The sequence below is a fragment of the Janthinobacterium lividum genome, from assembly GCF_034424625.1.
GTDB classification, from domain to species: Bacteria; Pseudomonadota; Gammaproteobacteria; order Burkholderiales; family Burkholderiaceae_D; genus Janthinobacterium; species Janthinobacterium lividum.
The window spans coordinates 1,658,790-1,672,065 of the sequence record NZ_CP139976.1 but is presented as its reverse complement, the minus strand read 5'-3'; the positions used below and the strand labels follow the sequence as shown (position 1 = coordinate 1,672,065).

At 64.0% G+C, this 13,276-nt stretch carries 15 protein-coding genes; 5 read left to right on the top strand and 10 right to left on the bottom strand.

Going from position 1 to position 13,276, the window contains the following annotated elements; translation table 11 throughout:
- The first annotated feature begins 196 nt into the window (after positions 1–196).
- Entirely contained in the window at positions 197–448 is a 252-nt protein-coding gene (locus U0004_RS07525; protein ID WP_327076254.1) for a flagellar protein FliT, read from the top strand.
- A 424-nt stretch (positions 449–872) separates the two neighbouring features.
- On the opposite strand, the gene U0004_RS07520 is transcribed toward U0004_RS07525, so the two are convergent.
- The gene (locus U0004_RS07520; RefSeq protein ID WP_070257519.1) at positions 873–1,994 is read right to left on the bottom strand and encodes a type IV pilus assembly protein FimV; all 1,122 of its coding nucleotides are present in this window, start codon (positions 1,992–1,994) and stop codon (positions 873–875) included.
- A 172-nt stretch (positions 1,995–2,166) separates the two neighbouring features.
- Between U0004_RS07520 and fumC the strand changes: the two genes are divergently transcribed.
- The 3 genes from fumC (at position 2,167) to U0004_RS07505 (ending at position 4,288) form a co-directional block, all read left to right on the top strand.
- Complete coding sequence (fumC, locus tag U0004_RS07515) at positions 2,167–3,561, top strand: class II fumarate hydratase (protein WP_070257518.1); 1,395 nt, start codon at positions 2,167–2,169, stop codon at positions 3,559–3,561.
- Positions 3,562–3,657: 96 nt separating this feature from the next.
- The gene (locus tag U0004_RS07510; RefSeq protein WP_034781865.1) at positions 3,658–3,879 is read left to right on the top strand and encodes an RNA-binding S4 domain-containing protein; all 222 of its coding nucleotides are present in this window, start codon (positions 3,658–3,660) and stop codon (positions 3,877–3,879) included.
- 124 nt (positions 3,880–4,003) lie between these two features.
- Positions 4,004–4,288: a hypothetical protein gene (locus tag U0004_RS07505; RefSeq protein WP_034781863.1), complete on the top strand. Its 285-nt coding sequence runs from the start codon at positions 4,004–4,006 to the stop codon at positions 4,286–4,288.
- 129 nt (positions 4,289–4,417) lie between these two features.
- Here the strand turns inward: U0004_RS07505 and bufB are convergent, their stop codons facing one another.
- The 8 genes from bufB to U0004_RS07465 all read right to left on the bottom strand — a co-directional run bounded on the left by bufB (position 4,418) and on the right by U0004_RS07465 (position 11,943).
- The gene (bufB, locus tag U0004_RS07500; protein WP_070257517.1) at positions 4,418–6,040 is read right to left on the bottom strand and encodes an MNIO family bufferin maturase; all 1,623 of its coding nucleotides are present in this window, start codon (positions 6,038–6,040) and stop codon (positions 4,418–4,420) included.
- Positions 6,041–6,057: 17 nt separating this feature from the next.
- The gene (locus tag U0004_RS07495) at positions 6,058–6,360 is read right to left on the bottom strand and encodes a BufA1 family periplasmic bufferin-type metallophore (RefSeq protein WP_034781859.1); all 303 of its coding nucleotides are present in this window, start codon (positions 6,358–6,360) and stop codon (positions 6,058–6,060) included.
- Positions 6,361–6,599: 239 nt separating this feature from the next.
- Positions 6,600–6,800 carry a YjfB family protein gene (locus U0004_RS07490; RefSeq protein WP_034781856.1) on the bottom strand — a complete coding sequence of 67 codons (201 nt, stop codon included), beginning with the start codon at positions 6,798–6,800 and terminating at the stop codon, positions 6,600–6,602.
- A gap of 57 nt (positions 6,801–6,857) precedes the next feature.
- Complete coding sequence (gene mobB, locus U0004_RS07485; protein WP_070257516.1) at positions 6,858–7,382, bottom strand: molybdopterin-guanine dinucleotide biosynthesis protein B; 525 nt, start codon at positions 7,380–7,382, stop codon at positions 6,858–6,860.
- 95 nt (positions 7,383–7,477) lie between these two features.
- On the bottom strand, positions 7,478–8,938 hold the full coding sequence (locus tag U0004_RS07480; protein ID WP_139144180.1) for an alkaline phosphatase family protein: 1,461 nt from the start codon (positions 8,936–8,938) through the stop codon (positions 7,478–7,480).
- A gap of 100 nt (positions 8,939–9,038) precedes the next feature.
- Entirely contained in the window at positions 9,039–9,740 is a 702-nt protein-coding gene (locus U0004_RS07475) for a general secretion pathway protein GspB (RefSeq protein ID WP_070257514.1), read from the bottom strand.
- Between the two features lies 1 nt (position 9,741).
- The gene (locus U0004_RS07470; RefSeq protein WP_070257513.1) at positions 9,742–11,367 is read right to left on the bottom strand and encodes an ExeA family protein; all 1,626 of its coding nucleotides are present in this window, start codon (positions 11,365–11,367) and stop codon (positions 9,742–9,744) included.
- 51 nt (positions 11,368–11,418) lie between these two features.
- A complete protein-coding gene (locus U0004_RS07465) occupies positions 11,419–11,943 on the bottom strand; it encodes a hypothetical protein (RefSeq protein WP_070257512.1) in 525 nt (174 codons plus the stop codon).
- A gap of 413 nt (positions 11,944–12,356) precedes the next feature.
- Between U0004_RS07465 and U0004_RS07460 the strand changes: the two genes are divergently transcribed.
- Positions 12,357–12,629: a hypothetical protein gene (locus U0004_RS07460; RefSeq protein ID WP_139144179.1), complete on the top strand. Its 273-nt coding sequence runs from the start codon at positions 12,357–12,359 to the stop codon at positions 12,627–12,629.
- A gap of 51 nt (positions 12,630–12,680) precedes the next feature.
- Here U0004_RS07460 and U0004_RS07455 read toward each other — a convergent pair whose 3' ends face one another.
- On the bottom strand, positions 12,681–12,968 hold the full coding sequence (locus U0004_RS07455) for a hypothetical protein (protein WP_034759823.1): 288 nt from the start codon (positions 12,966–12,968) through the stop codon (positions 12,681–12,683).
- Positions 12,969–13,276 lie beyond the last annotated feature (308 nt).

Genomic DNA, 13,276 nt, shown 5'->3' with positions numbered 1-13,276 from the left:
AGCAGGCATGCGGCTTGGGAGGCGATTCCGGCAGCAGGTAAGCAATCATCTAAATTATTTTCATTTTTTTTCAAAAACACCCTCAAGTTCCCGTTGCAGCTGCCGTTAATCTAGACAAGCGGTAATCCATTCACTAGTTACGGGTGTGCTCATGACCTCCAACGACGTTCTCTCGATGTATGAAAATATTGCAGGAATGACCAATAAAATGGTCGTGGCCGCACGTTCGAGCGACTGGGATGGCTTGGATACCCTGGAAAACCAGTGCGCCAGCGCCGCCAGCGCGACCATGACAGGCAAGGTGCCCGCCCTGGCAGGCGCCTCGCGCCTGCGCAAGATCGACTTGCTCAAGCAAATCCTGGCAAATGACCGCGAAATCCGCAACATCACGGAACCGTGGATGACGCAGCTGCCGAGCGCCATGCAAGGTTCGCGCGCCCACATGTAAGAAACTTGCCGCACCAGAAACGACAAAAGCACCTGCGGGTGCTTTTTTTGCGTCTGCCTCCGTGCCAGGGAGCGCGCCATCTGCGGCACCAGGCAAGGAGGGGGGGGGTGGGGGAATTTGGAAGGCGAGCCCCAGGTATCTCCTGGCGTCGCCTCGCTGCCGGTTGCATCCGGCGTTCGCGAGCACATCGTCGGCATCGCAAACCGCTTCCAGACCCAGGCGTTTATGCAACGCTACACCTGTTTGCCGCGCCACACTATCGTTGGTGACTGCGCCAGGCTGGGGCTGTTTTGTCGTAGAGCAAGTCCACTGAGTTAATCATATCACCATCTTTAAGAATTAAGCAACGCGATTGGCAAGCGTTTCCATGTATTTTTTCAATATCTTTTTTTATATCAAATTGTCGTGCCGCCTTGCATCAGCGTTAACGCGAGAAGGGCTCCGGCTCCGGCTCGGCCCCTACCCCGCCTTCCACCGCTTCCGTCAGCACGGGCACATCCTTCTTCTTGCGGCTGAAGGGCTTGCGCAGCAAGACCCAGTATTTCGACGGCGCGCCCGGCCCGGCCGCCTGCTTGCGCTTGCGCGCCACATACACGATGACCGCCGTCAGCAACAGGAAGACCAGAGTGCCGATGCCGAGCCACAGCAAGCCATTGCCACCCGCCGCCTTCTCGCCCGCTGGCGGCACCAGGGGCTTGGGCTTGGCATGCGGCACCCGCGCCTCGGCCGGCGCGGCAGCAGGCGCAGCGACGGCGGCAGCGGTGGCAGGCTGAGCCAGCGCCTTTTGCAAGGCGCCGAGCTTGCCCTCCAATTCGCCGAGCTTCTCATTCAAAGCCGCGTTTTTCTCATCCAGCGCCACGCACGCTTGCGCCTGCTCCACATTGGCCTGCGGCGCGCAGGCGGCGACGGGCGCCGTCGCGCGGCGCAACGGCGCCGGACGCAACGCGGGTACAGCCGGCGCGGGCGCGGCCGGCGGCACGAACGCGCGCGCCGGGCGCACGAGGCCCTCGGCGCGCGCGCGGGCCGCCAGCGCGGCGGCATCGGGCGACGGCGCGCCGGCCGCAGCCCGTGGCAGCGGTGCGGATACGGGCGCAGGCAACGGAATCGCGGGCCGGACTGGCGCACTGACGGCAGCGGCAGCAGGCGGGGCCGCTGCCAGCCACACGGTGCCCAGGCGCACGACGGCGCCATTGCCACTGCCCAGCAACAAATACAGATGCACATGGCCCGCCTGGATCGCTTGCCGGGTACTCACGCGCACATAGTGGCGCCCGCCGCGTTCCAGCGGACTGATCGTCAAGGTTTGCAAGGCCGGATCCATGCCGATGCCGCCACCGCGGTACACATCGGGCGAGGCCAGGCGCACGGCCACGCCATTGGCTTCCTCGGGCGCCAGGGCAGTCAGTTCGATTTCGGCCAGCAGAGGCTGGCCCACATGCGACAGCACGGCCATCTCGCCCAGTTCGGCCGCCATGACGGGCGGCAAGGCCAGGCTGGCGGCGGCGCACGCGATCAGGGACCAACGGGGAAGGCTGCTGCTCTGCATGGACTGATCGCTTTGATAACAGGATAAGAAGGGGAACTCGCCTGTCTTTAACGGCAGGAAATCGCAAAAATATAGATGGGTCAGGGCAAAAAATGATGCAATACAGCATCATCCTGTGCTTTTTTGACGCCTGGAGTACACTCGATCCACCTCTATCGATGAAAGGGATGTCATGAGTAGCAGAATCGAACGCGACAGTTTCGGCCCGATCGACGTACCCGCCGACCGGCTGTGGGGAGCGCAAACGCAGCGCTCGCTCGAGCACTTCCACATTTCCACGGAAAAGATGCCGCCCGAACTGATCGCCGCCCTGGCCACCGTCAAGCGCGCGGCCGCCCACGTCAACCTGGACTTGGGATTACTAGATGGCAAGAAAGCCGTGGCCATCACGCAGGCGGCCGACGAAGTGCTGGCCGGCAAGCACGACGCAGAATTCCCGCTGGCCGTCTGGCAGACGGGCTCTGGCACGCAAAGCAATATGAACATGAACGAAGTGCTGGCCAACCGCGGTTCCGAGCTGATCGGCGGCTTGCGGGGCGCCGAGCGCCTGCTGCACCCGAACGACGACGTCAACCTGGGCCAGTCCTCGAACGATATCTTTCCGACCGCCATCCACGTGGCCGCCGCCCTGGCCGTTGCCAACACGGTCTTGCCGCCGCTGCGCCAGCTGCGCGCCACCCTGGATGCGAAAGCCACGGAATTTGCCGACATCGTCAAGATCGGCCGCACCCATTTGCAGGATGCGACGCCGCTGACCCTGGGCCAGGAATTTTCCGGCTACGTGGCGCAACTGGACTTTGCCGAGCACATCATCACGGCAGCGTTGCCGCCGCTGCTGCAACTGGCCGCCGGCGGCACGGCCGTGGGCACGGGCTTGAATGCCCACGTGGAATTTGCCGGCCGCATCGCGGCCGAGCTGGCGCGCCTGACGGGCCAGCCGTTCGAGACGGCCAGCAACAAGTTCGCCGCCCTGGCCGCCCACGACGCCCTCGTCGCCGCCCATGGCGCACTGAAAACCCTGGCCACGGCCCTGATGAAAATCGCCAACGACGTGCGCTGGATGGCCTCCGGTCCCCGTTCCGGCCTGGGCGAAATCACCATCCCTGAAAATGAGCCGGGCAGCTCCATCATGCCGGGCAAGGTCAATCCTACCCAGTGCGAAGCGCTGACCATGCTGTGCTGCCAGGTCTTCGGCAACGACGTCGCCATCACGGTGGGCGGCGCCTCGGGCAATTTCGAGCTGAATGTCTTCAAACCCTTGATTGCGCACAACTTTCTGCAAAGCGCGCGCCTGCTGGGCGACGGCATGCGCAGCTTCGACGAGCATTGCGCCCACGGCATCGCGCCGAACCGCGAACGCATCGCCGAACTGATGGAGCGTTCCTTGATGCTGGTCACGGCGCTGGCGCCGCACATCGGCTACGACAAGGCGGCGCAAATCGCCAAGCAGGCCCAGCATGAAGGCACGACCCTGAAGGAAGCGGCGCTGGCCCTGGGCTTTGTGACGGAAGAGCAATTCAGTGCCTGGATCGTGCCCCTGGAGATGACGCGTCCCAACAAAAGCTGAGGCTGCACCCTGCATTGCTGGCGGCTTCAGGTAAACTAGGGATTAGTTGAGGTCGTCATCAAGTGTTTAAAACACATCATTGCAATAAGGGATACAATGCAAAAAGTAAGCTTTGATTTAACATCCGAGTTCGTCGAGCTGAACCAGCTGTTGAAGCTGGTCGGCCTGTGCGACAGCGGTGGCGCAGGCAAGGTCATGGTCGATAGCGGCGTGGTGAAGGTCGATGGCAAGAAGGAATTGCGCAAGACCGCCAAGATCCGCGCCGGCCAGGTCGTCAGCGTGGGCGATATCCGGATCACGGTCGTCGGCCCCGCTTGATGCCGGCATGGGGCGCGAAAGCAGCCCCATGCTTCCAGCCATCACCGCTGCCAGCCGGCTGCCTGGATCAAGCTGCAACATGTCGTTATTGCCAGATAAATATCGATTGCAGAAGGGAAGCGCCATGGACCATCCCGAACAAGGTACGCGCAGCCAGGAACGCCTGATCGGCGACTTGCGCCAGGTAATAGAAAACGCGGAAGAATTGCTGCGTAACACAGACAAATACACCAGCAGCCTGTACCAGGGCGCGCGCGCCAGGCTGGAACTGGCCCTCGTCGCGGCCACGGCCGAGCTGGCCCGCTTTGAAGAAGAGCAAGTGACGCGCATGATGGACGCCACCCTGGCCGCGAATACCCTGTACCGCGATCAGACAGGCGAAGCGCGTGTGCTGCGGGCCTTCGAATAACAACGCCTGACAAAACCGTAGCGAGCGGAAGGAAGTTGTGGTTGAGAAGCGCAACTGTACGAAGGTACAGTGAGCATCGCAGACCGCAAATTACGACGCGTAGTAGGTTTTGATAGGCGTACTAAACCGTCAGGTCGTCAATACCGCATGCGCCAGCCACTGGCGCAAGTATGCGGCCAGGTCAAATGCCGGATCCAGCTCGAACGCCGCATCGAGCGCGGCGCCAAAGGTCTGCCCCTGCTGCAAGGCCAGCAATGCCGCATGCGCGGCTGCATCCAGTACCAGCACCTGCGCCTTCCAGCGCGTCCGGCATACCAGCGCGTAGCTGGCCACCTGCATCTCTTGCGGAAACATCCCCTGCCCTTCACCATCCTGATGCGCCTGCCATAGGGCCGCCACCTGCCAGCCGGACGCCAGCAAAACGCAAGCGGGATGCAAGGTAAAACAGTGCGCTTCCAGTTGATCGGGATGCAGGGCGGCCAGCGCCTCTGGCGCCAGGCCCTGCGCATCGGCTGCGTAATGTGCCAAATGCAAGGCCCATTCCAGGCGCGCCATGTCCGGCAGATAGGGCAACTCCGCCACGGGCGGGAACACAGCGAGAAAATCGGCGAAACGGGCGCCAAACCGATTCAAATCAGCGCTATCGGATGGCATCTGCCGGCCATACGCGTGCGCCAGGCCACCAAAGAATTCCTCCCCCACCAGCGCTAGCACGACGGGGTAGACCTGGCTCAGCGTGCGGCGCCAGTTGGCGCCCAGGCTGCCGCGGTACAGTGAAAAACGCTGTGGCACCGCGTCTCCCGCGAACGGCGGCAAGGCTGCCGCCGTATCCAGCAAGGCTGCGGCAAACGCTTGCTGGCCAGCCGCCAGCGCGTCAAGCGGCACTGGCGCTGGCGAGGACGACAGCGTCGCTCCCTGCCATGGCGTCTGCGGCACATGCCGCGCCAGCATGGCCTGCGCCTTGTCCGCCTCGCCCAGCAGGATATCCAGCGGCGGTAGATCCGTATCCCATTCGACCAGGGTGGGCACGGCGCCAAAGCGCAGCAAGGCGGCCGCATACAAGTCCCAGACGGGATCGGCCACGGCGGCGCCATGGTGATCGACCACGGCATGCGGCGTCAGCAGATGGCCGCCCAGGTGCAGCTCACCCACGCTGCCCGGCGCAATGGACTGCATGGCCGTCAAGGCGTCTTCGCCGTGGTTGCACTGGTTCACATACAAGTTATTGATATCGAGCAGCAGGCCGCAGCCGCTGCGGCGCGCCAGTTCCGCCAGGAATTGCGCCTCGCTCATGGCATCGTCGGCAAAACGCAGGTAAGTGGAGACATTCTCCAGCAAGATCGGCCTTTTCAGCACATCCTGCACCCGCCCCACTCTGGCGCACAGCAAATCGAGGGCGGCGCCATTCAAGGCCAGCGGCAACAGATCGTTGAGTTGCCGCTGCGCCACGGCGCCCCAGCACAGGTGTTCCGACACGAGGGCGGGCTCGATGCGCTCGGCCACGGCGCGCACGCGCTGCAGGTGCGCCTCGGAAAAACCGCGCGCGGAACCCAGGCCCAGGCCCACGCCATGCAGGCTGATCGGGTAATCCTGGCGCAGGGTCTGCAGCACATGATGATCCCAGCCCGACGGCTGCAGATAATTTTCAGTGTGTACTTCCAGCCAGCCCACCTTGGGCCGGCGCGCCAGGAAGTCGCGGTAGTGCACGGCGCGCAGGCCGACGCCGGCAAGGGCCTGGATGGTCGGCGGCATGGGCAGGCGGCGGACGCTTACGGTTGCGTGGCCGGCTTGGCAGCCTTGCCGGCCTTGATGGGCTTGACGGAACCGCCCGCCTGTTCGCACGTGCCCTTGGCAACATACGTCCATTCCGTGGGCAGGTTGTCCGCTTCCGCCTGGCCGGCGCAGGAATGCGCGCCATCGGACGAGGCGCAATCGTTCTGCCCCGCCTTGGCCACGCCATAGCATTTTTCCTTGTCGCCGGGGGCGGGGCCATCGTGTGCGGCCGCGTTGATGGTGGTACCGGCGCAGATGCCCGCGAGGGCGGCAGCGATGAGAGCTTGACGTTTGTTCATGGTGATTCCTCTTGCATGGGTCAAAGTGATGGCGCGCCCCGGGCTGCGCCATGGGCAACGCGAGGTGGTGGACATCATTTTACTGAATTGGCCGCGCCATGGCGAACCATGGTCAATTAGTCAATTTACAGAAAGGAAGGGAAGGCAGGAAGACAGACAAAAACGCCCACTCGCACCGTCGATGACGGTGGTGTGGGCATAGCGATGGCGAGCGCCAGACCGGCGCCGCGGGACTGCGCTCAGGCTGTCGTGTTGATGCGGTTACCGAGGTGGGCCGGCAGGCTCGGCGCCGACTGTACCGGTGGCAGCGCTGCCAGCAAGGCTGTGGCAGTCGAGCTTTGGATATCCTGGGCTTTTTTCAGGACAGTCAAGCCGACGGCTTGCCGCGTGCCTGTCTCCGCCATCGTGGTTGACAGTTGAGCAATGCTTCCGACGTCCATACGTTTCTCCAATGAGGTTCTACCCTTGTTAACGGATGCCGCCGGCAAACCTTTAGCTTATTTTTCCAATCTGTGCAGCAGCCAGGCCAGCACGTGCTCGAGCGCATTCAAGTCCAGCCATGCTACACCCTCGCGCAAATCGGCCGGCGCCGGGCTGTCGGACGCGACGGCGACCACATGCGGGTCGTGCGGATACAGGGGCGCTTGCCCCACTTCCGGGCGGAACACTTCCAGCTTGGGGATGGGGTCCGTCTTGAAACCTTCGACCAGGGTCAGGTCTGCCGGTCCCATGCGGGCCAATTGCTGCGCCAGGCTCGGTTCCGGCGCGCCGCGCAGCTCATGCACGATGGCAAAGCGGTACGGCGACGCCACCAGCACTTCCGCCGCACCGGCCAGGCGCAGGCGGGCGCTGTCCTTTTGCGGCGGTTCCAGCGCCAGGTCATGGTGGCTGTGCTTGACCAGGTTGACGCGCAAGCCGCGCGCCGCCAGTTCCTTCACCACAAATTCCAGCAGGGTCGTCTTGCCGCTACCGGAACGGCCGATCACACCGAGTACCGGGTGTGCGGGCATCGCATCGTGCATGGTCACTCCTTGATTGAGAAGGAATGATTATACGCAGCCCCACGGGCGCCACCGCCTGGCGCAGGCGCCGTGCATTGCCCACCTCATCGCCCAAGTCAAGCGCCTGTGGATTTTCCGCCATTCCCGGCGCCGGCGGACGCCGGCTTGCCGCCCTGCCGCCGGCGCCTGTCCGCGGTCCTGCCCGCCGTTTTATTCGCCGTTTGATTTTTCACCGCCTGCGCATTCCTGGCCGTGCGTGCCAATTGCCGATGGGCGGCGATCGCGCCCGCCTCGGCATCGGACTGGAAGGATACGGCGGCAGCGGCGGCCACCTCGCCATCAGACGGGCAGGCGGGCGCCAGCAGGGCGAAATCCTGCGCCCGCACATCCGCGTCCCATGCGGCGCGCTGCGCCAGCACCGCAGCGGGCACGGCGGGCGCTGCGCGCGCTTGCGCCAGGGTCAGCACGGCGCCCAGGCCGCTGGCGGCCGCCACGCGTGCGCCCATCTGGGGCAAGGTGCCATCGGCGGCGCGGCAAAAGCGCTGCAGGATGGTTTTAATAATCGACGTGTGGTCGTATACCTCGTGGCTGACGCTGCACGGCGCGATCAGCGGCGACACCAGCAGCATGGGCACGCGCACGCCGTAGCGGCGAAACGCGGGGTCGTCGTCGATGGCGGCGCCAGGCGGCACATGGTCGAAAAAGCCGCCATGTTCGTCATAGCTGAGGACGAGCAAGGTACGCGCCCAGGCCGGTCCGCGCGACAGGGCCTGGTAGACCTGCGCCACGAGCGCCTGGCCGGCGCGGATATCGGCCGGCGGATGGTCGTCATTCTCAAAGAAATGCGGATCGATCCAGCTGACTGAGGGCAAGGTGCCCGCCAGCGCATCGCCGATGAAGCCATAGCGGCGCGCGCTGGAGCCGAACGGTTCGTACCATTCGGACGAGCGGTAATGGTCATCCGTCAGCGCCAGGCTCCAGGGCTTCCAGGCGGAATAAAATTTCCAGCTGACCTGGGCACGCTCGAGGTGGCGTACGAAGGACTTGTTCGCATACAGGGGCACGCGCTTGCTGTCGCGGCTGCCGGCCGCCTTGCCGCTGACCGCATACAGGCGGTTGGGCCAGGTGGCGCCCGGCACGGAACTGTAGCAGCGGTCGCAGACGCAGAACTGCTGCGCCAGGAAATCGTACATGGGCAAGTCGGCGCCATTGTAATAACCCATCACCAGGTCGATATCGGGGTCGCCCGGATGCGTTTGCGCATAGTCGCCGACAAAGCCGCCGTTATTGTTTTGCAATTGCTGCGCCACCGACATGCCCGTATGCGACGGGTCTTGCTGCGGCCCGAAGGCCGTGCGCCGCAAATGGTGCACCGGGTAGGTCACGCCCGCATGCACGTTGGCATGGCTGGCCTGCAAGCCGTCGATGTCGGCGCGCCCGCCTTCCAGGCTCAGGTAGCCGAGCATGTGGTCAAACGAGCGGTTTTCCATCATCAGCACGACGATATGGTCGATGCGCGCCAGGTTTCCAGGCACACCCACATCAAGGACACCCTCACCAGCGGCGGCAGCAATCATCGGAACTCCCCGGCCGCGCACACGGTCGCAGCGACCCTGGTTCGACCAGGCCTGGCCAGTATGGTTCAGCGATGGCGGTCCGGTCTTGATGCGCAACAACTCAATACGGCACGCGGTAGCGGTAGCCCTTGAAACTGAAGATGGCTGCCTTCGGCTGCAACTTTTCAAGCACCAGGCCGGGCGCCAATTCCTCGCCTTCGTGGCGCAGGACCTTGTCGATCAACAACAGGCGGTCGGCCGGATTCTTCGAGTAGATATAGCCGCCGATGGCAACCTGGGGGATTTGCCGCTGTATCGGCTCGGGCAAGTCGCGCATGCCGGGCACCGTCTCTTCGGCTGGCGGCGCGGGCGCGGGCATGGCCGGCGCCGCAACGGGGACGGCAGGAGCAGCCTGTCCTGGCGATTCTTGTTTCGGCTCCGGCACCGGTCTGGCATAGTGCACGGGGGCGGCGGTGACCGCCGCCGGCACGGGGGGGACTTGCGCGACGGGAACTGGCGCAGGCGCGGGAGCCGCTGGTGGCGGAGCTGCCGGCATCGGCGCGGGCACGGCCTGGGCCAGCACGGCTGGAGCGACAGGAATCGCCGCAGGCGCGTTGGCCGCTGCCTGCCAAGGCTGCCACAGCAGCAGTGCGGCGGCCACGGCCAGCGTCACGCCGCCCAGCGCCAGCCACACGGGCGCGCGCCGCGCCACGCCAGACGCGGCGGTGTCGTGCAGCTGCACCTGCGGTGCGTGGATCGACGGCAACTCGCCCAACTGGCGCTCGGCTTGCGATTTTTTCAATGCTTCAAGTATGTAGGACATCTTATTTCCCCGCCACCATCGCCGTCGCAGCGGGCGCCGCCACGGCAGGAGCTGCACTGCTCAGGCGCGGCTCCGAATTGTCACCCAGCTGCATCAGGCGTATGAATGTTTTCGGGCCTGCCAGGCCATCGGCCCGCAGGTTCTGGCGCTGCTGGAAGGCGCGCAACAGGCCTTGCATCTCGGCATCAAGCGGCAGATTGGCCGCCGGCGCCGGCAAGCCCTGCTGTTGCGCCAGGCGCTGCGCCAGCCAGTCCACGTCGGCGCCGCGGGCACCCAGCGGGACTTCGTCGCGCCAGTTGCGCGGGGCGCGCCAGAAGGTCGTGAAACTGCCATCGCTGCGCTGCGCCAACTGGGCCAGCGGCAGGCTTTGCTGTTTGCCATCGAGCATCAGTGTGGCGGTCTCGTCCTGCAAGCGCGTCAGCAGCGCCAGCTGCTCCACACCCTCCGCACCGCGCAAGGCCAGCATGGCGGGACGGTCCAGCACGCGCAGTTCGGCGATGCCGCCCCGGCTGTGCAGGCAGCGCAGGCCGGCGCGGGCGCCCGCCTGGCAAGCGTCGCCGGCCGGCAACTGCTCGCCCCACAGGCTGGCCAGCTGGCGCAGCACGGCGTTGCGGTCCGGCACGCTGACGGGCGCGGGCGCGGATGCGGCGGCAACCACCACGCTGGATGCGGCCGGCGCAGAGGCTGCCACGGCAGGTACAGCGGACGGGCGCGGCATGAAATGCCAGGCCAGCGCGGCCGTGACCACGGCGCCGGCCAGCACGCCGCCCGTCACGTGGAGCCAGCGCAGGCCCCGTCCGGCAGCCGGCTTGCCCTCTTCCGCAAACACTTCCTCGGCGGCACGGCGCAGGATCTGGCGCGTCACCTGCGGCTGGTTTTCCACGTAGGCGCCCAGCAACGCGCGGTCGCACAGCAGGTTGATGCGGCGCGGCACGCCGTGGCTCATGGCATGGATGGGCGCCATCAGACGCGGCGCGAACGGCGTCTGCGCCGTGCTGCCCGCCACGGCCAGGCGGTGGCGGATATAACTGGCCGTCTCGTCCGCCGTCAGCGACCCCAGGTGATAGCGGGCGATCACGCGCTGCGCCAGCTGCTCCAGTTCCGGCCGGGCCAGCATGGCGCGCAATTCCGGCTGGCCGATGAGGATGATCTGCAGCAGCTTGCGCTCGCTCGTCTCCAGGTTGGTCAGCAAACGCAGCTGCTCCAGCACGGCGGCGGACAGGTTTTGCGCCTCGTCGATGATCAGCACATTGTTCTTGCCCTGCGCATGGCTGACCAGCAGGTGCGCATTGATGGCGTCGACATAGCCTTTCACGCTGGCCACGCCGGGCACCACTGCGATGCGGAATTCCTCGCAGATCGACAGCAGCAATTCCTCGACGGACAGTTTCGGATTGAAGATATACGCGAGCTGGCAGTTTTCCGGAATCTGCTCCATGAAGCAGCGGCACACGGTGGTCTTGCCGGCGCCGATTTCTCCCGTCAGCAGCACGAAGCCGCCACCGCTGCCCACGCCATACAGCAGGTGCGCCAGCGCTTCGCGGTGGCGTTCGCTCATGAACAGGTAGCGCGGATCGGGGGCGATCGAGAACGGCGATTGCTTGAGCTGGAAATAATGCGTGTACATGGAGACCCTGCGGATGAAACGATCAAAATGCGCGGCGCCAGGCCGAACCCCTCAGCGGGTGCGGGCGGGCGGCAACGGCTTGTATTTGGCGCAATACACTTTCGCCTTGCTGCGGAAGTAGACGATTTTACTGCCAGGCACGGAACCACGGACAGGAAAGGCGGAATTGTCGAGTTTATTGAAACGCAGGCCCGAGGCGCCGCGGATGGCGGGCTCCAGCTTTTCCGGCGTCGCGTCGGCCACCACGCCCATGAAGACGAGGGGGCTGGTGTCGTCGCTGACGATGACGTCGGTAATCGGCGCGCCCCACAAGGTGGCGTCCGTGCGGAACCAGTAGGCGCCCCCTTCATGCTTGTAGGCCGGGCCGAAGGCCGTCAGCAAATAGGCATAGAAGGCCTTGTTGTCGATCTGGTCGATGCACAGCACGGCATTGCCCACCACTTGCCCGAACGTGGACGGCGGCGGCTTTTGCTGCGCCAGCACGCCGGACACGGGCACGCCGATGGCCAGCAAGGCGAACGCCGCCAGCAGGGCCGGCGCACGCCACGGGCGCATCGATGCACAGCGCACGCGCATGATCAGCGCTTGCGCTCTTCTTTCTTGACCTTCTTGGCTTCCTTCTTTTCCTTCATGCTCTTGGCCGGTTCCTTCTTGGCTTCCTTCTTGCTGTCCTGTGCCTTGCTCATCATCTACTCCATGCCTGGGCGGAAATGCCTGGGCCATTATGACACTCCCCCATGAAAATGCCACGTCATTTCCCCCATGCAATGAATCCCACCCGGCAAGCACAGGCAGCGCATGCACTTATTTGCAAAAAGACGTTTGCATTTCTATTTTATTATGTTTTAATACACGAAATTTATAAATAGATATCATTTCGGTGCGGCATGAGCAGCGCCGGAAAGCATACCAACTGGGGACAGGACATGGGCCGGCATACGGCGGGACCATGTGTTATCGACTTACAGCCCTCGGCGGAAACAGACAATATGATGAGAAAGATGATCTTGCTGGGCGCGGCCCTGTCACTCTGGGCCGCTGGCAACATGCATGCGGCAGACACGCCGCCGATTCAAGTGGCCGCCTACCAGGCGGCGCCCGCCACCCTGGCCATGCAACTGGCCAGCTTCCAGTCACCGAACGCCAGCCGGCACGCCTCCGGCCCGCATGAACCGGGCACCCATTCGCTGCTGCTGGTCGCCATCTTGCTGCTGAGCCTGCGCATGCGCGCGCGCCCCAGCAGCGAAAAATTCAGTACCTGACGTGAAAACGGCCGCGCAAGGCGGCCGTTCCATCCACACGTCAGCGCACTATCAGTGCAGGCACAGGCGGCGGCGCGTCTTTTCGATCAGCGCCGCATCGTAGGGATACAGGTTCTCGATAAAGAACAATTCCGTTTCCGCCTCGTCTTCCAGGCACATTTCGATCATGACCGGGCCATCGCTTTCGCGGCCCAGGAAATCCTTCGGCCAGCGGTTCTTGCGGTGCGTGCGCATCATTTCCATGCCCAGCGCGGCCAGCGGCGCCGACACGCCGGCGGCCAGCGCCTCTTGCTGCCAGTCGTCCCAGTACTCGCTCTTTGCTGCCTTGTCGTTCATCATGCTCTTCCAACTCAGGTGTAAAAGGCGGACTTTACTCTTCATGGCGTCCCTTGCCAAGCATGCATACAAGCAATAACGCAACACCGAGCACAGACCAGTCTGAAAAAATTGGCATTAAACAAGGCCAATTTCAATACCATTCATGACGCACAAAAACTCCTTTATTAACAAACACTTGCAATCACACCCTCGGGCACGGCGCGCCATCGTGCAACGCATTTGTTAATACCACTTAAATACCTGTTGACAAGCCATCTGGGCGACAATATAGTGCCTTCAGCTTTTTCGCCGCCCGACAAATAAAAGAA

Excerpts from the sequence above, each read along its gene's own strand:
- U0004_RS07525 (WP_327076254.1), top strand. The coding sequence starts at position 197 with ATGACCAATAAAATGGTCGTGGCCGCACGTTCGAGCGACTGGGATGGC.
- U0004_RS07520 (WP_070257519.1), bottom strand. The coding sequence starts at position 1,994 with ATGCAGAGCAGCAGCCTTCCCCGTTGGTCCCTGATCGCGTGCGCCGCC.
- fumC (WP_070257518.1), top strand. The coding sequence starts at position 2,167 with ATGAGTAGCAGAATCGAACGCGACAGTTTCGGCCCGATCGACGTACCC.
- U0004_RS07510 (WP_034781865.1), top strand. The coding sequence starts at position 3,658 with ATGCAAAAAGTAAGCTTTGATTTAACATCCGAGTTCGTCGAGCTGAAC.
- U0004_RS07505 (WP_034781863.1), top strand. The coding sequence starts at position 4,004 with ATGGACCATCCCGAACAAGGTACGCGCAGCCAGGAACGCCTGATCGGC.
- bufB (WP_070257517.1), bottom strand. The coding sequence starts at position 6,040 with ATGCCGCCGACCATCCAGGCCCTTGCCGGCGTCGGCCTGCGCGCCGTG.
- U0004_RS07495 (WP_034781859.1), bottom strand. The coding sequence starts at position 6,360 with ATGAACAAACGTCAAGCTCTCATCGCTGCCGCCCTCGCGGGCATCTGC.
- U0004_RS07490 (WP_034781856.1), bottom strand. The coding sequence starts at position 6,800 with ATGGACGTCGGAAGCATTGCTCAACTGTCAACCACGATGGCGGAGACA.
- mobB (WP_070257516.1), bottom strand. The coding sequence starts at position 7,382 with ATGCACGATGCGATGCCCGCACACCCGGTACTCGGTGTGATCGGCCGT.
- U0004_RS07480 (WP_139144180.1), bottom strand. The coding sequence starts at position 8,938 with ATGATTGCTGCCGCCGCTGGTGAGGGTGTCCTTGATGTGGGTGTGCCT.
- U0004_RS07475 (WP_070257514.1), bottom strand. The coding sequence starts at position 9,740 with ATGTCCTACATACTTGAAGCATTGAAAAAATCGCAAGCCGAGCGCCAG.
- U0004_RS07470 (WP_070257513.1), bottom strand. The coding sequence starts at position 11,367 with ATGTACACGCATTATTTCCAGCTCAAGCAATCGCCGTTCTCGATCGCC.
- U0004_RS07465 (WP_070257512.1), bottom strand. The coding sequence starts at position 11,943 with ATGCGCGTGCGCTGTGCATCGATGCGCCCGTGGCGTGCGCCGGCCCTG.
- U0004_RS07460 (WP_139144179.1), top strand. The coding sequence starts at position 12,357 with ATGATGAGAAAGATGATCTTGCTGGGCGCGGCCCTGTCACTCTGGGCC.
- U0004_RS07455 (WP_034759823.1), bottom strand. The coding sequence starts at position 12,968 with ATGATGAACGACAAGGCAGCAAAGAGCGAGTACTGGGACGACTGGCAG.